A 24,788-nucleotide genomic window follows, 5' to 3' on the forward strand; every position below is an offset into this window, starting at 1 on the left:
GCAACATAAAAAATAATCCCCACCTCGATTGAGATGGGGATTTTCTTTTCTTGGTTGTAAGTACGATATTACTTACGGAGACCCAGAGCCTTGATGATAGCACGATAACGATTGATATCGTTATTGTACAGGTACTTCAGCAACTTACGACGCTTACCTACCAGCATGGTGAGTGAACGTGCAGTGTTGTGGTCCTTGTGATTCTTCTTCAGGTGCTCTGTCAGGTGAGAGATACGGTAGCTGAAGAGTGCAATCTGAGCCTCTGCAGAACCAGTATCAGTAGTGCTCTTACCGTACTGACCGAAGATCTCCTCTTTCTTTGCCTTGTCTAAATACATAATTTTAATGTGATTAAAAAATTGTTGCAATAACATTTTTCAAACGCGATTCCCGCCTAATCACCAGTGGGTTTACGTCGTCAAATGCTCCGGATTTTCCGAAATGCGGCTGCAAAATTACAACAATTTATCCATTCCTCCAAATTTTTTGGCACGGATTTCACGGATTAACACTGATTTTTGATATTTTTTTGTGATATTTATTAAAAAATCCGCGTAATCCGTGTAATCCGTGCCTATTTTTTTGTAACTTTGCACCCGAATTTAAGTATTTTCGTATGCAGGATATCAGAAACATTGCAATTATCGCTCATGTTGACCACGGAAAAACAACCCTTGTGGACAAGATGATGCTGGCTGGACACCTGTTCCGTGACGGACAGAATCTCAGCAATCAGGTACTGGATGCCAACGACTTGGAGCGCGAGCGTGGTATCACCATTCTTTCAAAAAACGTCAGTATCAATTGGAAAGGCGTTAAAATCAATATCATCGACACTCCAGGACACTCGGATTTCGGTGGCGAGGTAGAGCGTGTGCTCAACATGGCCGATGGCTGCCTGCTGTTGGTTGATGCCTTCGAAGGTCCTATGCCTCAGACACGTTTCGTGCTGCAGAAAGCACTCGAAATCGGCCTGAAGCCTATCGTTGTAGTTAACAAGGTAGATAAGCCTAACTGCCGCCCTGAGGAGGTTTACGAGATGGTATTCGATCTGATGTTCTCGCTCAATGCCACCGAGGAGCAGTTGGATTTCCCCGTGGTTTATGGTTCGGCTAAGAACGGCTGGATGAGTGAGGACTGGCAGAAACCTACCGACAATATCACTTATCTGCTTGATAAAATCGTAGAGATGATCCCCGCCCCAAAGCAGGAAGAGGGAACACCTCAGATGCTCATCACATCACTCGACTACTCGAGCTATCAGGGTCGTATCGCCGTAGGTCGTGTACACCGTGGCACCCTGAAGGATGGCATGCAGGTTACCATTGCACACCGCGATGGCACCATGGAGAAGACTAAGATTAAGGAGCTGCACACCTTTGAGGGTATGGGACACGTACATACCGAGCAGGTAGAGTGTGGCGACATCTGCGCTGTAATCGGACTGGATAAGTTTGAGATTGGCGATAGCATCTGCGACCTGGAGAACCCAGAGCCACTGGCTCCTATCGCTATCGACGAGCCTACCATGTCGATGCTGTTTATGATTAACGACTCGCCTTTCTTTGGTAAGGAGGGTAAGTTTGTTACATCGCGCCATATTAACGACCGCTTGGAGAAGGAGCTGGAGAAGAACCTGGCCCTGCGTGTGACACCTTTCGAGGATAGCACCGATAAGTGGATTGTATCAGGACGTGGTGTGCTGCACCTCTCAGTGCTGGTTGAGACCATGCGCCGCGAGGGCTACGAGCTGCAAGTTGGTCAGCCTCAGGTAATCTACAAGGAAATCGACGGTGTAAAGCACGAGCCTGTTGAGGAGCTCACCATCAACGTGCCCGAGGAGTTCTCATCTAAGATGATTGATATGGTAACCCGTCGTAAGGGTGAGATGACATCGATGGAGAGTCAGGGCGAACGTGTAAACATCGAGTTCGATATCCCATCACGTGGTATTATCGGACTGCGTACCAATGTGCTCACAGCCAGTCAGGGCGAGGCTATCATGGCCCACCGCTTTAAGGAGTATCAGCCATACAAGGGCGAGATTGAGCGCCGTGTAAATGGTTCGATGATCTCGATGGATACTGGTAACGCCTTTGCTTATGCCATCGATAAGCTGCAGGACCGTGGTAAGTTCTTCATCGATCCAGGTGAGGATGTTTACATGGGTCAGGTAGTAGGTGAGCATGTTCACGATAACGACCTGGTAGTAAACGTATGTAAGGCTAAGCAGCTTACTAACGTACGTGCATCGGGTACCGATGATAAGGCTCGCATTATTCCAAAGACCGTGATGAGCCTTGAGGAGTGCCTGGAGTACATCAAGAGCGACGAGTTGGTTGAGGTAACACCAAAATCGATGCGTATGCGCAAAACGATTCTGGATCACGACCAGCGTAAAAAGGCTGCGAAACAGTGAGCGTAATGATGCTTGCATCGATTACCGAACGCAAGCAGGCTCGACCGTAGGTCAAGGCAAACAAGGTATAAGAAATATATCACAAAAAAAGCCTCGCCAATTGGCGAGGTTTTTTTATGCTTAGAAGTGAATGTTTACGTCTAATCCAACCTGGATAGGTGTTGCTCGCTGAGCAAAGTAGTGAGTTCCACCTACAGCACTCGATGCAACTGCAAACGTATTGTAGTGCGTGTTGGTGAGATTACGTCCCCAGAGTGAAACTAATACTGGTCCGAAGTCGTAATCAGCATGAGCACCAGCCACAGCATAGAACTTCTGTGCGTAGGTGTTAGCCTCGTCCCACCAAATCTTGCCCTGACCATTCATATTGGCACCAATGGTAAACTTACCGATGTGCCAATCAACCATAGCGCTCAGAGTGTGCTGAGGAACGAATGGCACATAGTTGCCATCGTAATCACCAGCGAATGTATCCGTATTTGGAGATGTTGAACCACCTACGGTATGCTGGTACTCATCAAACTTAGCATTGGTAAATGCATAGGTTACAGCCCAGTCGAGAGCATTGTCGGCTGCCTTTCCGCGCAGAGTTGCCTCAAGTCCGCATGAGTGACTCTTACCTGCATTGACCATTATGCGACCATAGTTGCTGTTTGGCTCCATGATCGACAGCTGCTGGTTGCGAATCTGCATGTAATACAGAGCCAAGTCGAAGTGAGTGCTACCACCAAACAGGTTGAGGTGGGTACCAATCTCATAGTTCCAACTCTCCTCTGGCTTATATGCGATAGTCTCGTTGATAGCATCATAGTCGGCAGCAGTGTGCTCCACATCATAGTCGCCACGCATAGCATCCTGCTGATGCGCATTCAACTCAGTCTGCAGCACATCGCTGAACATCTGGAAGTTGTAACCACCAGCGCGATAGCCCTTTGATACCAATGCGTAGATATTGCCAATTGAATCGTCGAAGGTATAGGTAAGACCAATCTTTGGCAACAGCTGGGTGTAGCTCTTAGAGCGACTGTCCTGTACATGCGATGTGAGGTGATAGGTAGCTGTAGCATTGGCTGTACCACCAGTCATGTTCATATAGGCCAGCGCATCGTACTCAATCTTCACCTTATCTATATTAAAGCGCAAACCAAGGGTAAGCTTCCAGTTGTCGCCCAACAGGATGTTACTCTCGTGGAAAGCAGCAAAGTTCCAAGTTGGAGTTTTGTACTCACCAGGCACAGCCATCTCAGCACTCATGTTTACTCCCATCTTTTCTACAGCAGCCTGAGCAGCAGCCCTAGCAGCCTCAGCACTCATTCCCTGCCCCATAAAGCGACCAATCATACCCTGAAGCATAGAGTTCTTCATGGCATTGGCAATCGCATTGCCGATAGGACCTGTGATGCCATCGCCAAAGAGCACGGGTGCATTGGTGTTGAGCCACTGGTACGAAGCGAACAAACCTGTAGCATGCTGCCAACGCCTGGGGAATATCTGACGAATCAAGCCCTTGTTGTTGCTACGCAGCACAAACTCCTGAGTGATGGCGTTCATCTTCTGAGCCTGACGAAGCTGCAGATAATCGCCTGTCATATAGTCCTGGTCCATCAGCATCAGGTCGTTCAGGTACTGATAGCTGGTGGTTGAGGTAAAGAGCAGGCTCTCTGTCTCGTAACCAATGTTCAAACCTGTGGTAAACATGTTACGCTTGTAACCATTCATAATGGTGGTGGCAGGATCCTCTACCTCAAGGCTGTAGGGCTTCACAGAACTATATGGTATTGGCTGGAACTCGCCATAACCAAAACCATTCTGGTTTACATACTGGTAATCAGCAGTCCAGTCGAACTTCAGTTGCTTGTTAGGCTGCCAAATCAGGCGCAGCTTACCACCAGCCTCGTTGGTCAGGTCGTTCTTCTGGTCGAAATTCTGGTTGTTGATAAAGCCCTTCAACCCGCTATAGAAACCAGCAATGGTCCAAGCCAGATATTCTGACGGACGATGGTGGTGAGCCACCTCTACATTACTATATAAGCCAGTACCGATACCCAAACGGATATCAGTACCCTGATAGTTCATTGGGTTCTTAGAATAGATACGTACCAGTCCACCCTCGGTATTCTGACCATAGAGCGAACCCTGAGGACCACGCAACACATCTACACGATCCAACATATAGAAATGGTTGTTGAAAGCCGACTTCGACATCATGGGGATGTTATCGTAATACACACCCACTGCAGGGTTGTTGATACGCGAACCTATACCACGTACATACATCGACGAGGTGAGGCGCGAACCATACGATGGCATCACAAACGATGGCACATACTGCGAGAGCTGACTCAAATCGTGAACATGCAACTGCTGCAACTGCTCACTACCAAACACATTACTACTAACCGGCTGAAGGCGCAGGCGCACCTGCTCCTTGGGTTGCGATACCACCACAACCTCGTCAAGGTCGATAACCTTACTTGAATCGCTGAGCTCCTCAGTATCCAAGTTTCTAAGAGGAGTGGCCATTACCGAGAGCTGACCACCCAGTGCCAAAAGCACGAAAACAATCTTCTTATTCATCAATTTTACAACTTATGTTCTTAATTGCGCTGCAAAGGTACGCAATTTTTGCAACTTGAGCAATCCACATTTATATGGATTTTCAGAAACACTACGACAAACAGACATACATCAATGCCATTTTGTCAGACAAAAAGCCTTAGGCATAAGCTTTGAACATTAAACATTAAAGATTAAACATTAAAATAGAAAGGAGCATATTATGACATTCGACAAGTTTACAATTAAAGCACAAGAGGCCATTCAGCAGGCGGTGAACGCGGCCCAGATGAATGGTCAGCAGGTGATAGAACCTGTACACATACTGAAAGGTGTGATAGAGAAGGCGAAGGATGTAACCACCTTCATCTTCCAGAAGTTGGGTGTAAATGCCCAGCAGATAGAGTTACTGGTAGATCAGGAGATACAACATCTGCCCAAAGTACAGGGTGCTGGTCAGCCTTATCTCTCCAGTGATAGTAATAATGTACTCGTGCGCGCGCAAGAGGTGGCCCAGAAAGGTGGCGACGAGTTTGTATCGGTAGAGCCTATTCTACTCGCCCTGCTGAAAGTTAATTCTACTGCCTCACGCATCATGAAGGATGCCGGCTGTACCGAGAAGGATATGCAGGCGGCTATCCAGGAGCTGCGCCAGGGACAAAAGGTGCAATCGCAGAGTGCCGATGATAACTACCAGAGCTTGGAGAAATATGCCAAGAACCTGGTGGATTTGGCCCGCCAAGGCAAGCTGGACCCAGTGATTGGTCGCGACGATGAGATTCGTCGTGTACTGCAGATTCTGAGTCGCCGCACCAAGAACAACCCTATATTAATAGGTGAACCTGGTACAGGTAAAACTGCCATCGTTGAGGGACTGGCTGGTCGTATTGTGCGTGGCGATGTGCCCGAGAACCTGAAGGACAAGCAACTCTACTCGCTGGATATGGGTGCACTGGTAGCAGGTGCCAAGTACAAAGGTGAGTTTGAGGAGCGCCTGAAGAGTGTGATCAACGAGGTGACCAAGGCCGAGGGCCGCATCATCCTGTTTATCGACGAGATCCACACCCTGGTAGGTGCAGGTGGTGGCGAGGGCGCCATGGATGCCGCTAACATTCTGAAACCAGCCCTGGCTCGTGGCGAACTGCGTGCCATAGGTGCCACCACACTGAACGAGTATCAGAAATACTTTGAGAAGGATAAGGCCCTGGAGCGCCGATTCCAGACCGTGATGGTAGATGAGCCCGATGAACTGAGTGCTATCAGCATTCTGCGAGGCTTGAAGGAACGTTACGAGAACCACCACAAGGTACGTATCCAGGACGATGCCTGTATCGCTGCCGTACAACTCTCAGAGCGCTATATCTCTGAAAGATTCCTCCCCGACAAGGCCATCGACCTGATGGACGAGGCCGCAGCAAAACTGCGCATGGAGCGCGACTCGGTACCTGAGGAGTTGGATGAGATTACCCGCCGACTGGCTCAGCTCGAAATCGAGCGTGAGGCTATCAAAAGAGAGGGCGACACCCAGAAGATAGCACAGTTGGATAAGGACATCGCCGAGCTGAAGGAGCAGGAAACCCAGTTCCGTGCCAAGTGGGAAGGCGAGCGCCAACTCATCAACAAAATCCAACAGGACAAGCAGGATATTGAGAACCTGAAGCTGGAGGCAGAACGTGCCGAGCGCGAGGGCGACTATGGTAAGGTAGCCGAGATACGCTACTCGAAACTGAAAGCACTTGAGGACGACATTGCACATATCCAGAGTCAGCTGGCCAATGCCCAAGGCGATAACTCTCTGGTTCGCGAAGAGGTTACCGCCGATGACATCGCCGAGGTAGTAAGCCGCTGGACAGGTATCCCCGTAACCAAGATGATGCAGAGCGAGCGCGAAAAGCTGTTGCACTTAGAGAATGAGTTGCACAAGCGTGTGATTGGTCAGGACGAAGCCATCATTGCCGTATCTGATGCTGTGCGCCGCAGTCGTGCTGGCTTGCAGGATCCTAAGCGTCCTATCGCAAGCTTCATCTTCTTAGGTACCACAGGTGTAGGTAAAACAGAGCTTGCCAAAACCCTGGCCGACTATCTGTTTAACGACGAGACCATGATGACGCGTATCGACATGAGTGAGTATCAGGAGAAATACAGCGTGAGCCGACTGATTGGTGCGCCTCCAGGATACGTAGGCTACGACGAAGGTGGTCAGCTCACTGAGGCCGTGCGCCGCAAGCCTTACTCGGTAGTGCTGTTCGATGAGATTGAGAAGGCCCATCCGGATGTGTTCAACATCCTGTTGCAGGTGCTGGACGATGGACGTTTGACGGACAACAAGGGACGTACCGCCAACTTTAAGAACACCATCATTATCATGACCTCGAACGCCACCCGTGAGCAACTCAGAGCCACTATGCGCCCAGAGTTTCTGAACCGTATTGATGAGATTATCACCTTTACACCTCTTACCAAGGAACAGATTGCCGACGTAGTGAAGTTGCAGATGAAGAAGGTTACCGATATGCTGGCACCTCAGGGCATCACCTTAGAGTGTACACCGCAGGCCATCGACTATCTGGCCGAGCAGGGTTACGATCCCGACTATGGTGCACGTCCTGTTAAGCGTGCCATCCAGCAGTTCGTGCTCAACGACCTGTCGAAGAAGATCCTGTCGGATGAGGTTGATCGCACCAAGCCTATCATCATCGATGAATATGGCGAAGGACTGCTCTTTAGGAATTAAGAAAAAGGGTTGCTCGAGTTATCGGGCAACCTTTTTTCTGTTATGGATATACACACCTTTCTGACGTGGTTCGCCTTGTAGCTGGCGCCCTTGCAGGTCGTACCAACGATTATCAGTATCCGTTACCTCGATAATCGGCTGGATACCCGATGTGCCACCCATAAAGTCGAATGATACCGTACCATCATCAGCTATACGGATATTGGTAATAGCCTTCGACATCAGCAGGGCACCTTCAGCATTCTTATTATGCACGGTAGATGCAGGTGTACTGCTATCATTCAGCACATCGTTTATCAACTGCGTTTCGGGATTAGTATAAGGATAAGTCGAGGTACTCAGGTACCTGTTACGCAACCAGTCGTCCATGGTATATTTTCCCAAATCCTTGCCATTATTCTTGGGATCCCAAGTCAGGTAATCCTTACCATCCGCATGGAACAAATCGTAACGGAAAAGGGTATCAGCGATATTTACTTCATTTAAATGCCACCTTTCCTGATCGTAATCTACATGAAAAATTGCTAAGCCATTGCCAGGAATACCATAATCCCACTTAGTTTGTCTTCGATTCTCCAGCAGATAGTACTCGTTTGTGCAGCCAGAGTTACGAATTAAATAGGTTGCCCCTCCCTCACTTACAGGCTTCATTTCTGTGATAGTAGTGGGTTCTGTCAGTTCGGTAGGTGTACCCCACCCCAAGAGCATTTTCTCCAAGATCGATAAGTTGGGTGGGCACCAACCCCTGTTGGTGTAGTTTCCCCCATCCATCAGGTCCCACTCATCCACCACCGAGAAATAGCTTGAGCCACTAGTAGGGTATATATCAGGCAGCCCTAAGCAATGGGCAAACTCGTGGCAAATGGTACCAATACCACATAGTGTCTTGTCTCTCCACAGTTCACAAGTTATACAGGTATTCACCATTTCCTTTTTTCCTGGGGCATTAAGAGTAGTATAATCTGTGTTAGGCCAAATGTAACCCGAAGCCTGGTTTCCGCAAACACCAGCTGCCACAAACAGCATCTGTTCAACCACACCATCTCCATTCCAATCGTAAACAGAGAAGTCTTGAGTGGTCAAGGTATCCAATGCCGCCAAAGCCTCTTCCATAGCATTAAAGCCATAGTTATTATAAGAACCTTTTGCACTGATGCCGACCTTAATAGGGCCATAGATGTCAAACTGCAAGTTAAAAAGTCCACCTGACTGATCGCGAAAATAATCAGCCACTGAGCCTAAACCATAACCCTCGTTATAGCCTCTCTCATTAAACAAACGCTGGTAATAGGCGGCAGGATCCTCCATCGAAAAATCGCAATCGGCAAAGGTTATCAGCACCACAGCCTGACGATACACTTTCTGCGGCTCCCAATCTTGAACGGGAAAACTAAGCACCCCGCGGGTCTTAGCTTTATCAGTGGGGATATTTAGTACACAAGGCTTTCGCTCTTGTGCGCTGGTGGCAACTGCCACCAGCAACACAAATGCGAACAGTATTATTTTGCGCAAGGTGTCCATGGCTTCAGGGTCTTGAAGAAGTCATTACCCTTATCGTCAACCAGGATGAATGCGGGGAAGTCCTCAACCTCAATCTTCCATACAGCCTCCATACCCAGCTCTGGGTACTCTACGCACTCAATGCTCTTGATAGAGCTCTTAGAGAGAACTGCGGCTACACCACCGATGGTTCCGAGGTAGAAACCACCATGCTTCTTACAAGCCTCGGTAACAACATCAGAACGGTTACCCTTGGCAATCATCACGAGCGATGCACCATTAGCCTGGAACTCATCAACGTATGGGTCCATACGGTTAGCGGTGGTTGGGCCCATCGATCCACAAGGATAGCCCTCTGGAGTCTTAGCAGGTCCAGCATACAGCACAGGATACTTCTTGAAGTACTCAGGCATTCCCTCACCAGCATCCAGACGAGCCTTGAGCTTAGCGTGAGCGATATCACGAGCCACAATGATAGTACCCTTCAGGTTTACACGGGTGCTTACAGGATACTTAGAGAGCTCAGCACGTACAGCATCGATACCCTCGTTCAGGTCGATCTCGATACCCTTGCCGCCCTCACCTGGCTTGCGCAGCTCCTCAGGAATCAGCTCTGTTGGGTTAGAGTCCATCTTCTCCAACCAGATACCATCGGCATTAATCTTAGCCTTGATATTACGGTCAGCCGAACAAGATACACCCATACCGATAGGACAGCTGGCACCATGACGAGGCAGACGGATTACGCGGATATCGTGAGCCAAGTACTTACCACCAAACTGGGCACCCAGACCAATCTTCTGAGCCTCCTTAATCAGCTTCTGCTCCAGGTCGATATCACGGAAAGCACGACCAGTCTCATCACCGGTTGTGGGCAGACCATCGTAGAACTTGATAGAAGCCAGCTTCACTGTCAGCAGGTTCTTCTCGGCTGATGTACCACCGATTACGAATGCAATGTGGTATGGAGGACATGCAGCTGTACCCAGACTCTTCATCTTCTCAACCAGGAATGGGATGAGTGTACCCTCGTTCTGGATGGTAGCCTTGGTCATTGGATAGAAGTAGGTCTTGTTGGCAGAGCCACCACCCTTAGCAACCATCACAAACTTATACTCAGCACCCTCGGTAGCCTCGATATCAATCTGTGCAGGCAGGTTGCAACGGGTGTTCACCTCGTCGTACATGTTCAGAGGAGCATTCTGCGAGTAGCGCAGGTTGTCCTGAGTAAAGGTATTGAACACACCAAGGCTCAGAGCCTCTTCATCCTCGAAACCAGTCCATATCTGCTGTCCCTTCTCACCATGGATGATGGCCGTACCTGTATCCTGACAGAAAGGCAGGATACCCTTGCAAGCCACCTCGGCATTGCGCAGGAACTGCAGGGCTACATACTTATCATTCTCAGAGGCCTCGGGATCGGTCAGGATCTTAGCCACCTGTTCGTTATGTTCGCGACGCAGCATAAACTCCACATCGTGGAATGCCTGCTGGGCCAACAGTGTGAGTGCTTCCTTGGTAACTTTTACAATCTGCTTACCTTCAAACTCGGCGGTAGATACGCCTTCTTTCGACAACAGACGATATTCCGTCTTGTCCTCGCCCACCTGGAACATGGGCGCATACTTAAATTCAACTGTCTTAGCCATAATCGTATTTGTTTAATCAACGTTTAATGTTTAATCTTTCATGTTTAATATCCAAAAACTTCTTCGGTAGTCAGTCTCTTCACAGGACCGATCTTCTCGAGTGTCTTCATGTCGAGTTCCTTTTCATCGCCTAAGATGATATAGCGACATGGCTTGTTGGCCATCTGCTGCTTCTCAAAGTTCACGATATCCTGCAGGGTTACCTTATCCAGGTTCTTGTAGATAATCTCATCCAGACTGCAGTCGAGACCCAGGCGCAGAGCACTCAAATAAGCATTAAAGATACCAATCTTGGTAGTGCGGTTGCTGGCCATCTGCTTGGTAACAGCATCCTTGGCAATCTTAAAGGCTGCATCGCTAGCAGGCATATTGTTCAGAATCTCGTTAAAGTGTGCAATACAATCGCTCATCTTATCGTTCTGGGTGATGATATGAGTCATAAAGAACTCCTTACGATCCTTCCAGCTGGGCTGAGCATAGTAAGCGTAGGCATTGTAAGCCAGACCGCGAGCCTCGCGCATCTCCTGGAATACGATACCGTTCATACCGCCACCATAGTACTCGTTGAATACCTCCTGTACAGCAGCCTCATCAGGATTCCAGCTACGACCCTCATTGTGGTACATACGCATGTAGATGTTCTTAGCATCGTAAGGTGCAATCAGAACCTCGTTCTGAGTAGCAGGTGCATTCAGGTATGGCTTGTTCTCTGGGATAGCAGCCAACTTCTTGGCTGTGCGGTGAGCCTTAGCAATAGCAGCAACAGCCTCCTTCTCGCTCATCGGACCAAAGTAAACCACCTTATGGGTGTAATTGCTCAAGCCCTTCAGCAGATCAACAAATACCTGTGGATCGGTATCTTTCAACTCCTGCTCGCTTACCAGGTCGCGATAAGCATTACGCTCGCCAACGGTAGCATAGCTATACAGGTGTGAGAAATAGGCACCCTGACTCTTCTTGGTATCGTTACGACGCTTCAAAGTCAGATTCACCATCTGATCGTAAGCGGCCTTATCTACCTTGGCCTTCTTAAACAGGTCCTCGAGCAGAGCCAGTGCTGCAGGCATATTCTCGTTCAAACCCGACAGGTTAACGGTGATATTCTCAGTACCTACATTCATCGACCAGTCGCAAGCCAGCTCGTAGAACTTCTGCTTCAGCTCAGCGGCACTCTGCTTGTCGGTACCCAACAGCTTAATATAATCAGCCACTACATCGTAGCGCTTATCAGCACTCTGACCAAACTCGTAGAAGAATACCAGGTTGAACAAACCGTTATCGTTATTCTTCACGTAGTAGAAAGGCAGACTCTTACCCAGCTTAGCGATGGTCAGATCCTTCTTAAAGTCAACAAATCGTGGCTGGATGGACTCTACCTCAGCATTCTGAACATCCTTCACAAACTGACTCATCATGTCGCGGTTGGTGGGGATGGCGGTGATGGCAGGCTTATCAATCTTCTTCTGCAGGCTGTCAACACCCTGCTTCTTGAATACGGTTACATATCCATCGGTAAAGAACTTGTTGGCAAAGTCAACCAGTTCCTGCTTGGTAATCTTCGAAATACGGTCGATACTCTCAACCTCCTGTTTCCAGTCAACCTCGTTGATAAAAGCATCTACAAACATATCTGCTCTACCCTCGTTGCTCTCCAGACGCTGATAGTAGCTACGCTTCTTGTTGTTAATAATGCTGGGCAACAGGTTCTCGGGGAAGTCGCCCTTCTTCAGTTTGTCAATCTCGGCCAGCATCAAGCTACGAACCTCTTCCAGGCTCTGACCCTGCTTTGGGGTACCCATCAGGAAGAATGCGCTATGGTCTCTCAACAGTTCGCAACCACCATTGGCGCTCTGCACCTTCATGGTCTGGTTCAAATCCAGGTCGAACAGTCCGGCACGACCGTTGCTCAGTACATCCTCCATCAGCTGCAAGGTATCAGCCTGCAGGGCATTGGCCTGCTTGGCACGCCAAGCCATCCATACACGCTCGGCCTCTGGACCTACGATGGTAGTATCCTTGGGCTGCGTAAGAGCTGGCAGTGGTGCAAAGGTTGGCTGCTTTACATCAGCACCAGGTTTCCAACTACTGAAGTACTTATCAATGATTGCGATGGTCTTATCAGGATCAAAATCACCAGCCATACAGATTGCCACATTATTGGGGCGATACCACTTGTTGAAGTAGTTCTTGATATTGGTGATTGATGGGTTCTTCAGGTGCTCCTGGGTACCGATGGTGGTCTGTGTGCCATAAGGATGGTTAGGCCACAACATCTTGCTCAGGGTAGCGAACAGCTTACGACTGTCGCTGGTCAGTCCGATGTTATACTCCTCGTACACAGCCTCCAGCTCAGTGTGGAAACCACGAATCACCATATTCTGGAAACGATCGGCCTGGATCTTTGCCCAGTTATCAATCTCGTTCGATGGGATATTCTCAGTATAGCAAGTTACATCGTTCGAAGTGTAGGCGTTGGTACCCTCAGCACCAATAGCAGCCATCAGCTTGTCGTACTCATTAGGAATAAAGTACTTGGCAGCTACCTGACTCACTGAGTCGATCTCGTGATATGCCTTTTTACGAGCCTCAGGATCGGTGAGCTTACGATAAGCCTCGTAGCGCTGCTCAATCTCAGCCAGCAATGGGGCCTCAGCCTCTGGGTTACTTGTACCAAACTGCTTGGTGCCCTTAAACATCAGGTGCTCCAGATAGTGAGCCAATCCTGTGGTTTCGGCAGGGTCGTTCTTTGAGCCTGTACGTACGGCTATATAAGTCTGGATACGTGGTTTCTCTGTGTTCACACTCAGGAACACCTTCAGGCCGTTATCCAATGTGTACATACGGGTTTGCATCTTGTCGCCGGGAACGGTGACGTACTTGAAATCCTTAGCCTGGACACTCATTCCAAGTGCCATGGCTGCGATAGTCAGTAAAAATTTAGTTTTCATTAATAATAAAATATTGATAATAATAATTATTTCAGCCGCAAAGGTAGGTATTATTTGCGACATTTGCAAATAAAAAGGAGCATTTCTTAATAAAAAAATGCTCCTTGATATTATTTAATAATCATTCCGCCATTCGGCTGAATAACGACTTTTATCTTTCCCTTCTTATCTTTCTTCAAGGCAGTCTGTACTGGCTGCATCTGCTTATCGTCAACAAGCAGTTTAGTCAGGTCACCAAATGCCTTCAAATCAAGAGTCAGTGCGAGTGGTTCTTTCTGGGCATTCAAACCAGCGATGTACCACTTGCCATTAGTGGCTTTACGTGCCATCACCACATACTTGCCGGGATAGCCATCAATAAAGCGTGTCTCCTCCCAAGTGGTGGGCAACTCGCGCAAAAAGTCCATCTCAAACTGTGGCAATTCCTGCAGATTGTTAGGCTGCATGGCTACACACTGTACCGAGGTCTGCATGGTAATTCCCGAAGCCAGTTCGAAGATATCGGTAGTCTTGCGTGAGTGGCGACTCTTGTTATCTGTCGACATAAACTTGTTCATGATAATACCACCCCAGTCCATCGAGGCCGTAGCATTACGACAGAAAGGATGCAACGTCAAATCAAAGCCCTCGCTGATAGTAGCACCCTCGCCAAAGAACAGGTTCTCCGAAGCCAGCACAGCCTCCGAAGCCACAAAGTTAGGATACATACGCTCCCAGCCACGAGGCACGGTGCAACCATGGAACACCACCTGCAAACCATGACGATTGGCATCGCTCAGGATATCCTCATACAGCTGCATGGTCTGCTGCTTGTCGCCACCAAAGAAATCTACCTTGATACCCTTCACACCAATGCTCTCCAACCAGCTCATCTCCTTTTCACGGGCAATGGCGGTGTTCATACAGTTGCGTGGGGTTTGTGGGGCATCGTTCCAGAAACCATTACTGTTATACCACATCAGCAGGTGTACACCCTTGCTCTGGGCATATTTCGAGAGTTCGGCAATACGCTCACGACCGATATTCTGGTCCCACCAGTTATCCACCAGACAGTACTCAAAGCCCATGGCCGAAGCCAGGTCGATAAAGCGTACCTGATCGTCGTAGTTAATCGAGTTGTCCTGACCAATCAGCCAGCTCCAGGTATAGCGTCCAGCCTTGTAATCAGTCGAAGCCTGATAACGGGGCTCTACCACATCGTAACTGATAGTTGTCTCCAGGATTGGCTTCAAGGTGCTGCCCAAGGTAATGGTGCGCCATGGTGTTTCGCCTGGCAGGGGGATAGCGGCAAAGTCGGTACCAAAACCATTGTTCTCGCCCTTATCGGGATATGCCACGGTATAACCACTACCTGCCTGATAATCACTCAGATGACTACCACAATAGCCACTAGTAACACCAGTCTCGCTCACCAGTGCCCAACCAGTAGGCAGATGGAACAGCGCAGGGAAGATGTAGCCATGACCATACTGCGAGGCCTTATCCATGGGTGCATCGTTAGAGTAGCCCTCCTCGTACGAAGGTTTGGTCTGCTCCCAACCTGTTTCTGGACCAATCTGTGGTGAGATAAAGGTGGTGGTACCCTCAGGGAAGTTAAAGCCACTCACCTCTGAGAGAATACGCACACGCTTGTACTCACGGCGACGGATAGTCTGTCGTGGCATCTGGTAGCGGTAGGCGATATCATTGTCAGATACCTGAAACAGGATGCTGAACTTTACACCATCCTTGTCCTGAAGATTGATGGTCAAGGCATTGGCCTTATAATCCACCTTCGAGGCCTTGGTGCCACGCATCGAGTAGCTATTAGCTACAGTTGACAATTGAGAATTTACAATTGACAATTCCTTAGTCAGGTCGCCCAAACTGGTTTGCAAACCCAAGGCCGATGGTGCCAACATCTGCTTACCATCAAGGGTAGCCGTATAACTCAGTTTTCCTTCTGCATCACTCACTGTCACCACCAAACTCCCGTTAGGTGATGAAACACGAACGTCATCAGCCCAACAAAGGACTGATGACGCCAGCATTATTGATAAAAATATCTTCTTCAAAATATTTAATGTTTAATGATTAATATTACAAAAGCTGGTCGCTTTCGATATCCTTAAAGTACTTATAGGTGCTAACCTTCAGCTCATCAGCAGCCTCCTCATCACTTACGATGATGCCGTGCTCATGCATCTGCAGAGCCGAGATTGTCCACATGTGGTTCACAGCACCCTCAACAGCAGCCTGCATAGCGCGAGCCTTACCATGACCATTTACCAGAATCATAACCTCGCGGGCATCCATCACGGTACCAACACCTACGGTCAGAGCGTGGGCAGGTACATTCTCGGGCTTACCACCAAAGAAACGACTGTTAGCAATACGAGTGTCGGTAGTCAGAGTCTTCATACGAGTACGGCTGCGCAGTGATGAACCTGGCTCGTTAAAGGCAATATGACCATCAGGACCAATACCACCGATAAACAGGTCGATACCACCAGCCTGCTTAATCATCTCCTCGTAGTGCTTGCACTCAGCCTGCAAATCAGGGGCATTACCATTCAGAATATGGATATTCTCCTTGGGACAGTCGATATGATCAAACAGGTTGCGGGCCATAAAAGCATGATAGCTCTCAGGATGAGCCTCGGGCAAACCTACATACTCGTCCATGTTAAAGGTAATCACATTCTTAAACGACACCTTACCGGCGCGATTAGCCTCAACCAGTGCATTATACATTCCTACTGGCGACGAACCGGTTGGCAATCCCAGTACAAACTTGTGATCGGGAGTTGGGTTGAACTCGTTGATACGCTTAATAACGTGGTTTGCGGCCCACTGTGACATTTTCTGATAGTCACTCTGAATAATAACTCTCATACGCTATTTGATTTTAGTTTATTTCTATTTCCGTGCAAAAATACAACGAAATATTCTTTTTAGGCACGGATTAACACGGATTAACACGGATTTTTTTCTGTCGCGAAGATTTTTCTATAATTTTGTGCCGAAAAATAATTGTAAAATAGAAAAATAGTAAATAGTCCATTGAAAGAGTTTGTAATATCAGAAGCAAAAGCAGAGACTGCCGTACTGGTGGGACTCATTACCAAGGAACAGAACGAGGCTAAGACCAAGGAATATCTCGACGAACTCGAGTTCCTGGCAGATACTGCCGGTGCAGTTACCGTGAAGCGTTTCACCCAGAAAGTGGGTGGCCCCAGTCAGACCACCTATGTAGGTAGCGGTAAACTGCTCGAAATCAAAGAATATATCAAGCAATGCCAGGATGCCTACGATGAGTGGCTGGATGAGCAGGATGCCTCGCTGTTTGCCGAGGGTTTGCTCGACGAATCGAATGCCCCACAGCCTGTAGGTATGGTCATCTTTGATGATGAGCTGAGTGCCAAGCAGATGCGTAATATCGAAAAGGAGCTACAGGTTAAGATTCTGGATCGCACCTCACTTATTCTCGATATCTTTGCTATGCGCGCCCAGACCGCCGAGGCCAAGGCACAGGTTGAGCTGGCTCAGCATCGCTATATGCTGCCCCGCCTGCAGCGACTCTGGACTCACTTGGAGCGCCAGGGCGGTGGCTCGGGTTCGGGCGGTGGAAAAGGTTCGGTAGGACTGCGTGGTCCTGGTGAAACCCAGTTGGAGATGGACCGTCGTATCATTCTGCAGCGCATCACCCTGTTGAAACAGCGCCTGGCCGAAATCGACAAACAGAAAACCACTCAGCGTAAGAACCGTGGTCGCCTGATTCGTGTGGCCCTCGTAGGTTATACCAACGTGGGTAAGAGCACCATGATGAACCTGCTGGCCAAGAGCGAGGTGTTTGCCGAGAACAAGCTCTTTGCCACACTCGATACCACCGTACGTAAGATGACCATCGATAACCTGCCTTTCCTGTTGGCCGATACCGTTGGATTCATCCGCAAGTTGCCCAGCGACCTGGTTGAATCGTTCAAGAGCACCCTCGACGAGGTGCGCGAGGCCGACCTGCTGGTACACGTGGTAGATATCTCCCACCCCGACTTCGAGGATCAGATCCGTGTGGTTGAGGAGACCTTAAAAGAGTTAGGCTGTGCCGATAAGCCCGCCATGTTGGTATTCAACAAGATTGATGCCTACACCTGGGTGGAGAAGGAGGAGGACGACCTGACACCTGCCACCAAGGAGAACATGACACTCGAAGATTTGGAAAAGACCTGGATGGCTCGCACAGGCGAGAACCAGCACTACCTGGAGTGCCTGTTCATCTCGGCCAAACAAAAGGATAATATTGATGCACTGCGCGACATTCTGTATAAACGAGTACGTGAGCTGCATGTGCAGAAATACCCCTATAACGACTTTTTATATCAAGATTATGAGTAATTACAGACAACTAACCCAGAACGAAATCGACGTTTTGGAGAACAACGTGTGCTGGGCTGAGGACTGGCAACGTGTTTTAGTCGACGAGAACTTTAAACCGTACAATTTCCATCGTGTGATGTTCTATGGCGACATCCGCTTAGGCGCATTCAACAAGATGGTCGAGGTAAGCAAGGGCTTTACCAAGCACTCTGGTATCAACGATGCCACCCTGCGCAACGTCACGGTAGGTAACGACTGCCTTATCGAGAAGATTGGCAACTACATCAATAACTACACCATCGGTAACGACTGTTACATATCTAATATATGTACGCTCGAAACCACCGATGACGCCACTTATGGTGAAGGTTCTGTTATCTCGGTACTCAACGAGATGGGCGATGGCAATGTAACCATCTTCCGCGAGTTGAACTCACAGTTAGCGTCGTTCATGGTGAAGCATAACAACGACAAGAACCTGAAGCAAACCCTCCAGCAGATGATCGAGGACGAGTTGCGTGTTTCGCGCCCCGATCGTGGCTATATCGGTAACAACGTAAAGATTATCAACGCCAAGGATATCACCAACACCATCATCAAAGGCGACTGCGAAATTAGCGGTGCAGCACGCCTTTCAGAGTGTACGGTGATGAGTTCGATGGACGCTCCTGTGTTTATCGGCACAGGTGTTATCTGCGAAAATTCGATTATCTGCGATGGTTGCTCCATCAACAACTCAGTAAAAATGCAGGATTGCTTCGTAGGCGAGGCCTGTCAGATTACCAATGGCTTTACCGCCGAGGCATCGCTTTTCTTTGCAAACTCATTCATGGCCAATGGCGAGGCTTGTGCTGCTTTCTGCGGCCCATTCTCAGCCTCTCACCATAAGAGTTCGCTGCTGATTGGTGGCGAGTTCTCGTTCTATAACGCTGGCTCTAACACCAACTTCTCAAACCACGCTTATAAGATGGGCCCCATGCACTATGGTACGCTGGAGCGCGGCACCAAGACCGCATCAGGTGCTTACGTGCTGATGCCTGCCACTATCGGTGCTTTCTCGGTGTGCTTTGGTAAGCTGATGCACCACCCCGACACCCGCAATCTGCCATTCAGCTACCTATTGGCTTACGGCGACGATTGCTATCTGGTACCTGGTCGTAACATCACCACCGTGGGATTGTATCGTGATATCAAGAAATGGCCCAAACGTGATAAACGTTCTAAGCAGTCGCGTAAGAGTATCATCAACTTCGACTGGCTCTCACCTTTCACCGTAGGCGAGATTATGCAGGGTATCCAGATCCTGAAGGACCTGCGCCATGCATCGGGTGATAACGTCACTACCTATAACTTCCACGAGTATGTCATCAATGCCACCTCGTTGCGTAAGGGATTAAAGTACTACGATATCGCCCTGCGCATCTATATGGGTGCCGTACTGAAGCGTGCCCAGAAGGAGGGTTATATTGGCAAGCCCGTGAGCACTACAGGCCAGGGCCGCTGGATTGACATGAGCGGACTGCTGTTGCCCGAGAGCGAGGAACAGCGTTTGGTTGAGGATATCAAGAATGGCAACATCGACAATATCCACGATGTACTCGACCGCTTTGTTGAGATCAACAACAACTACAGCGATTACCGCTGGGCATGGAGCTACCAGATGATCCTGGACTACTATCAGCTCGAAGAACTCGACGAGGCCGCCTGTGAGCGCATTCGTGAAGACTACGTCAGAGCCCGCCGCGCCTGGATTGCCGAGATCCGCAAGGATGCCGAAAAAGAATTCCAGATGGGCGACGTCGAGCAAGATGTTTACGAAGACTTCCTCTCCAAACTCGACCACGAGATTGACTACGAGAACTAACAATAATCCCCAGCCGCTCGGCTGGGGATTAATTATTTTACTTCTTATCTAATTTTTCGTAAACCGAATTATTCGACTTATATTCCGGCACGATATCTTTCATCTTCTTCACGGTTGCCATATCATCAAAGCGTCCGGCTATCTCTACCAGTTCATCGATATCCTGGCATACCTGATCATAGTCGTACTCACGAACCTCGGCAATACGTATCTTCTCGTGGAAGGTTGGCTTGGTGTTCTCCTGATCGTTCAACACCTCCTCATAGAGTTTTTCGCCAGGACGCAGACCGGTATATTTGATTTCTACATTCTTCGCACCCGACAGCTTGATCATACGCTTAGCCAGGTCCGAAATCTTCACGGGCTGTCCCATATCAAACACAAATATCTCACCGCCATTACCCTTGGTACCGGCCTCCAGCACCAGCTTACAAGCCTCTGGTATCAGCATAAAGTAGCGAACAATATTCTCATCGGTCACAGTTACAGGGCCACCCTCCATAATCTGCTTACGGAACAAAGGTATCACACTACCGTTCGAACCCAGCACATTACCAAAGCGGGTAGTTACAAACTGTGTCTTTGTATAGTCGCGATCCAACTTATGGTGTGTCTGCAGGTGCTCCAGCTTCAGTTTGCGGTCCAAGCTCTGCACATAAATCTCACAGATACGTTTTGAGCAACCCATTACGTTAGTAGGGTTCACTGCCTTATCAGTCGAAACCATCACAAACTTCTTCACATCGTACTTCACACTCAGGTCGGCAATCACCTTTGTACCATAAATGTTGTTACGTACCGCCTCGCTGGGGTTATTCTCCATCATAGGCACGTGCTTATAAGCCGCAGCATGGAACACATAGTCGGGCTTAAAGCGCTCAAAGATAGCCTCCATGCGTGGTTGGTTGCAAATACTTGTCACGATGGTTTCTGTAGGAATCTTCGGATAGTTCTTCGCCATCATCAGGCGGATATCATGCTCAGGTGTCTCAGCCTGGTCAATCAGCATCATGGCAGCAGGTTTAAACTTCGCCACCTGGTTCACCATCTCCGAGCCAATCGAACCTGCACTACCTGTAATCAACACACGCTTACCCTTCAGCAGTTCCTCTACCGATTTCAAATCCACACGTATTTCCATGCGTGGCAGCAGTTCCTCAACGCTCACCTCGCGCATCTGCAAGCCGGCATCAAAGTTCTCGTCGCCATTCTGCTGGGCATCATCACTCATCTCCACAGCATTCTGCGCCATCAGGATCTTGGCACCCGCACCGATAATCTGATCCTGTACTTTCTGATCATTTCGGAAATCCTTCACACGATAAGGCGACACCAATACGGCATCAATATCCTTTTTATGGATAATATCGGCCAAGTCTTCGCAAACAGAGTACACAGGTTCACCTAATATTTCTTTATGTCTTCCTCTCTTTACATGCGAGATAAAACCTTTTACGATGTATTTACGTGGACGTTGATTACGAATACTCTTGGCCAAACCTACGCCTCCCTGCATAGCACCATATATCAGGATACGCATCGCTCTGGTATCCGAGAATGCGGCATCATAAAGTGTCTTCACAAACACACGTGTGGCCCACATCATCAATGTAGCCAACAAGAATATCAGGAATATCGCCGACAACTTAAAGTGTACAAACCACTCGGTGGGCAACAAATAGGTAACCGATTGTGCTAATAACACCAGACCTAACGACAACAAGTTGCCATACACTACACGCATCAGGTCAACAAAACCCGCAAAACGCATATAGCCCGCATAAGTATGGAACAAGCGGAAACCAGGCACGCTAAGAATAGTAAAACACACCATGGTGTTAAATACCCTGAGTGTATCATCATAAAGTGTTTGTGTATTTGTAAACAGCCAATACGTTAGCACGCCACTGGCCATCATACTAGCGCAGTCTATCAAAATAATGCACCAATAAGGCAGGGCACTTTTAGAAAAGTACCAATTTAGTATTTTATCAAACTGATTTCTCATACAACACTCATATAGTTCTTGGCCGCAAAATTACATATTATTTCCGAACTATGCAAGAAAATAACAACTTTTATGCAAATCAAGCGAAACATCTCAATTAACTTAAGATTTGTCGCCATTTTCCTGTGAATTAATTCAAAACCCCTTCTGAATTAATTCACGTTTTCACATACCAAAAGTTCACATGCCTACAGAGGGAAGCTCTATAAACAAAAAACTGCTGCTTGTCGACATTAACCACGACAAGCAGCAGATATCTTACTTTTGCAAAATTGAGCAATTGTAGAATCAACCAACGATTGACTCTCTGATAGTCTGTACAATATATTTTACATCCTCATCGCTCACATATGGACCAGCAGGGAGGCACATACCAATTTTGAAGATTTCCTCGCTCACACCATTTAAGTAAGCAGGTGCATCCTTGTACACAGGCTGCTTGTGCATAGGCTTCCATACAGGACGAGCCTCAATGCCTGCCTGATCCAAAGCCACACGCATAGCCTCTACATTATCATTGGGCTGACAGTCTGTAACAGCCGAAGATGCTGCATGAATCACACCTGCAGCTCCACCAACAGCACCTGTCACAATAGTTTTGTAGGCATCCTCTAGCCCTTTCACCTTCAACGATGAATCAAGTGTTATTGTGCAAAGCCAGTAGTTACTATCATAATCGCCATTATCTGGCTGGCGATGCACAGTCACGCCCTCAACACCAGCCAACAACTCCTCATAGAGTTTCTGCACATGCTGGTGATGCTTAATATGATCATCTGCTACTGTCATTTGACCACGACCGATACCTGCACAAATATTACTCATGCGATAGTTGTAGCCAATCTTCTCATGCTGATAGTAAGGATAGCTTTCACGATACTGGGTGGCATACATCATAATCTCACGCCAAGCATCCTCATCAGGTGTAATCAGCGCACCACCGCCACTAGTAGTAATCATCTTATTACCATTAAACGAAAGTACACCATACTTTCCGAATGTACCTAACATCTGGCCTTTATACTTCGAACCGAATCCCTCAGCCGCATCCTCAATTACAGGAATCTCATAACGATTAGCAATCTCCATGATACGGTCAATCTGATAAGGCATACCGTAAAGTGCTACAGGTACAATGGCTTTAGGCTTCTTACCTGTTTTTGCAATACGATCATTAATTGCCTCCTCCAACAAGTCAGGATCCATATTCCAGGTGTCGCGCTCAGAATCTACAAACACTGGGGTAGCTCCCAAATAGGTTATTGGGTGTGACGATGCACAAAACGTAAAGCTCTGTACAATCACCTCATCGCCAGGACCAACGCCACAAGCAATCAGCGCCAAATGCACCGCAGCCGTACCAGCACTCAAAGCCACCACGCGCTTATCTTCGCCAACAAATTCTTCTAAGTCTTTCTCAAAACCATTTACATTCGGTCCCAGAGGCACTACCCAGTTCGTATCAAATGCCTCCTTAATATACTTCTGTTCCAATCCAGCCTCGCTCATATGAGCCAAGCATAGATATATTCTCTTGTTTGCCATATTATATCATTTCGTTATTATACTTCATTCTCTTCCCCAACACCGTACAAAGAATCATCTGGATATCCTTTATAAAAGAATAGTGATCCAGATAATACAGATTGATGCGAACTTTATCGGGATATATCACTGTATCGTTATATTCTATCGGATTCTCCACCTTAGCCAGAAGTTCCTCCTCATCACGATATTTCAATGATGCTGGACCTGTAATACCTGGACGAAGTTCCAGCACCCTACGGTCATCGCCTTTCAACTGATCAGCATAACCTGGCACATCGGGTCTTGGTCCTACGAAACTCATATTACCAATAAGCACATCCCATAGTTCTGGCAGTTCATCCAGTTTATATTTACGGAGTTTAGCCCCTAAAGGTGTAATACGCGCCTCGCCGGCTACAGATACCGACGAACCGCTATGCGATACAGTCATTGAACGGAACTTATGCATCGTAAACAACTTACCATGTCGTCCAACTCGTTTCTGAGTAAACAACGCAGGTCCACCAGGCATCTTTATCTTAATCAGAATAGCCACCACTATCAGTACAGGCCACAAAAAAAATAGACCTAACAATGAGACGATTCTATCAAATATCCACTTAAAAAACATATTCTATTATCCCTCCAATATTTCCAAATACAGTTCATTATGCGGCATTTCCCTTACAACTTTAACATTACTAGCAGAAAGGGCAGAACGATATGAAGCCACATTATCCTTCGAAACTGTTTCAAATAGTCTAAGTCCAATACCAAATCCTGCTTCATTAAGTATTTTGTTCATTGCAGTTCCCAGCCCCTTACCGCGATAGGCGACATCTACCAACCTACCACGGAATCCTTGTCCATGGAAAAAGCATCTGTTAAAGCAATAACCAGCAATCTTACCATTAAACTGGTCTATAAGAACATAACCCATAAAAGCGCGATTGTTTTGTAATCGTTTAATACTCTTGGCATCAAAAGCATGGGGACAAAAGTACTTAAAAGCTTCCTCTGGTTGATGTTCAAAGAATTCTACCATACTATCAGGAGAAACATCCCTCAATGCAACAAGATTATACCCTTCTGGAATATTCGTAAAAGAAATGTCTCTCATTCTCTTTCCATATCTTAACGAAAAGAGCATTCCATTAAAACTTTCAATAATATTCCATAGCCATCCTAATTTATCTCTTAAGATGTGTGCAATTGCGTATAACATAC

General features: G+C 47.8%; 15 protein-coding genes. 4 read left to right on the forward strand and 11 right to left on the reverse strand.

The features are described from left to right. Positions 1-68: 68 nt before the first annotated feature. Positions 69-338, reverse strand: coding sequence for a 30S ribosomal protein S15 (rpsO, locus tag T499_RS0110675; RefSeq protein WP_013063513.1), 270 nt, complete (start codon positions 336-338; stop codon positions 69-71). Positions 339-616: 278 nt separating this feature from the next. Between rpsO and typA the strand changes: the two genes are divergently transcribed. After that, complete coding sequence (gene typA, locus T499_RS0110680) at positions 617-2,419, forward strand: translational GTPase TypA (RefSeq protein ID WP_033150970.1); 1,803 nt, start codon at positions 617-619, stop codon at positions 2,417-2,419. A gap of 120 nt (positions 2,420-2,539) precedes the next feature. Here typA and T499_RS0110685 read toward each other — a convergent pair whose 3' ends face one another. Then, positions 2,540-4,996 carry a TonB-dependent receptor gene (locus tag T499_RS0110685; protein WP_232221092.1) on the reverse strand — a complete coding sequence of 819 codons (2,457 nt, stop codon included), beginning with the start codon at positions 4,994-4,996 and terminating at the stop codon, positions 2,540-2,542. Between the two features lie 202 nt (positions 4,997-5,198). On the opposite strand from T499_RS0110685, the gene clpB reads away from it, so the two are divergent. Then, positions 5,199-7,709 carry an ATP-dependent chaperone ClpB gene (gene clpB / locus T499_RS0110690; protein WP_033150971.1) on the forward strand — a complete coding sequence of 837 codons (2,511 nt, stop codon included), beginning with the start codon at positions 5,199-5,201 and terminating at the stop codon, positions 7,707-7,709. Positions 7,710-7,727: 18 nt separating this feature from the next. Here clpB and T499_RS0110695 read toward each other — a convergent pair whose 3' ends face one another. The 5 genes from T499_RS0110695 to nagB all read right to left on the reverse strand — a co-directional run bounded on the left by T499_RS0110695 (position 7,728) and on the right by nagB (position 16,680). Continuing rightward, positions 7,728-9,230 (reverse strand): M6 family metalloprotease domain-containing protein, encoded by a 1,503-nt coding sequence (locus T499_RS0110695; protein WP_033150972.1) that lies wholly within the window; start codon positions 9,228-9,230, stop codon positions 7,728-7,730. Beyond that, complete coding sequence (locus T499_RS0110700) at positions 9,209-10,858, reverse strand: fumarate hydratase (RefSeq protein WP_033150973.1); 1,650 nt, start codon at positions 10,856-10,858, stop codon at positions 9,209-9,211. The genes T499_RS0110695 and T499_RS0110700 overlap by 22 nt, the downstream gene beginning before the upstream one ends. 44 nt (positions 10,859-10,902) lie before the next feature. Then, positions 10,903-13,806 (reverse strand): M16 family metallopeptidase, encoded by a 2,904-nt coding sequence (locus tag T499_RS0110705; RefSeq protein ID WP_033150974.1) that lies wholly within the window; start codon positions 13,804-13,806, stop codon positions 10,903-10,905. A 110-nt stretch (positions 13,807-13,916) separates the two neighbouring features. Continuing rightward, complete coding sequence (locus T499_RS0110710; RefSeq protein ID WP_157054601.1) at positions 13,917-15,836, reverse strand: glycoside hydrolase family 97 protein; 1,920 nt, start codon at positions 15,834-15,836, stop codon at positions 13,917-13,919. Positions 15,837-15,885: 49 nt separating this feature from the next. Beyond that, on the reverse strand, positions 15,886-16,680 hold the full coding sequence (gene nagB, locus T499_RS0110715) for a glucosamine-6-phosphate deaminase (protein WP_013065079.1): 795 nt from the start codon (positions 16,678-16,680) through the stop codon (positions 15,886-15,888). 168 nt (positions 16,681-16,848) lie between these two features. Here nagB and hflX point away from each other — a divergent pair, with 168 nt between their 5' ends. Both hflX and T499_RS0110725 read left to right on the forward strand, forming a co-directional pair. Next, entirely contained in the window at positions 16,849-18,180 is a 1,332-nt protein-coding gene (gene hflX / locus T499_RS0110720) for a GTPase HflX (RefSeq protein WP_013063118.1), read from the forward strand. Further along, entirely contained in the window at positions 18,173-20,026 is a 1,854-nt protein-coding gene (locus tag T499_RS0110725) for a DUF4954 family protein (RefSeq protein WP_013063857.1), read from the forward strand. Before hflX ends, T499_RS0110725 begins: the two co-directional genes overlap by 8 nt. A gap of 37 nt (positions 20,027-20,063) precedes the next feature. Here the strand turns inward: T499_RS0110725 and T499_RS0110730 are convergent, their stop codons facing one another. The 4 genes from T499_RS0110730 to T499_RS0110745 form a co-directional block, all read right to left on the reverse strand. Then, complete coding sequence (locus T499_RS0110730) at positions 20,064-22,034, reverse strand: nucleoside-diphosphate sugar epimerase/dehydratase (protein WP_033150976.1); 1,971 nt, start codon at positions 22,032-22,034, stop codon at positions 20,064-20,066. A gap of 288 nt (positions 22,035-22,322) precedes the next feature. Beyond that, positions 22,323-23,579 carry a DegT/DnrJ/EryC1/StrS family aminotransferase gene (locus T499_RS0110735; RefSeq protein WP_033150977.1) on the reverse strand — a complete coding sequence of 419 codons (1,257 nt, stop codon included), beginning with the start codon at positions 23,577-23,579 and terminating at the stop codon, positions 22,323-22,325. Position 23,580: 1 nt separating this feature from the next. Then, positions 23,581-24,192, reverse strand: a complete 612-nt coding sequence (locus T499_RS0110740; protein WP_033150978.1) for a sugar transferase — start codon at positions 24,190-24,192, stop codon at positions 23,581-23,583. Positions 24,193-24,198: 6 nt separating this feature from the next. Beyond that, positions 24,199-24,786, reverse strand: a complete 588-nt coding sequence (locus T499_RS0110745) for a GNAT family N-acetyltransferase (RefSeq protein ID WP_033150979.1) — start codon at positions 24,784-24,786, stop codon at positions 24,199-24,201. Positions 24,787-24,788 lie beyond the last annotated feature (2 nt).

This window comes from Prevotella sp. RM4 (genome assembly GCF_000701965.1).
Taxonomy (GTDB): domain Bacteria; phylum Bacteroidota; class Bacteroidia; order Bacteroidales; family Bacteroidaceae; genus Prevotella; species Prevotella ruminicola.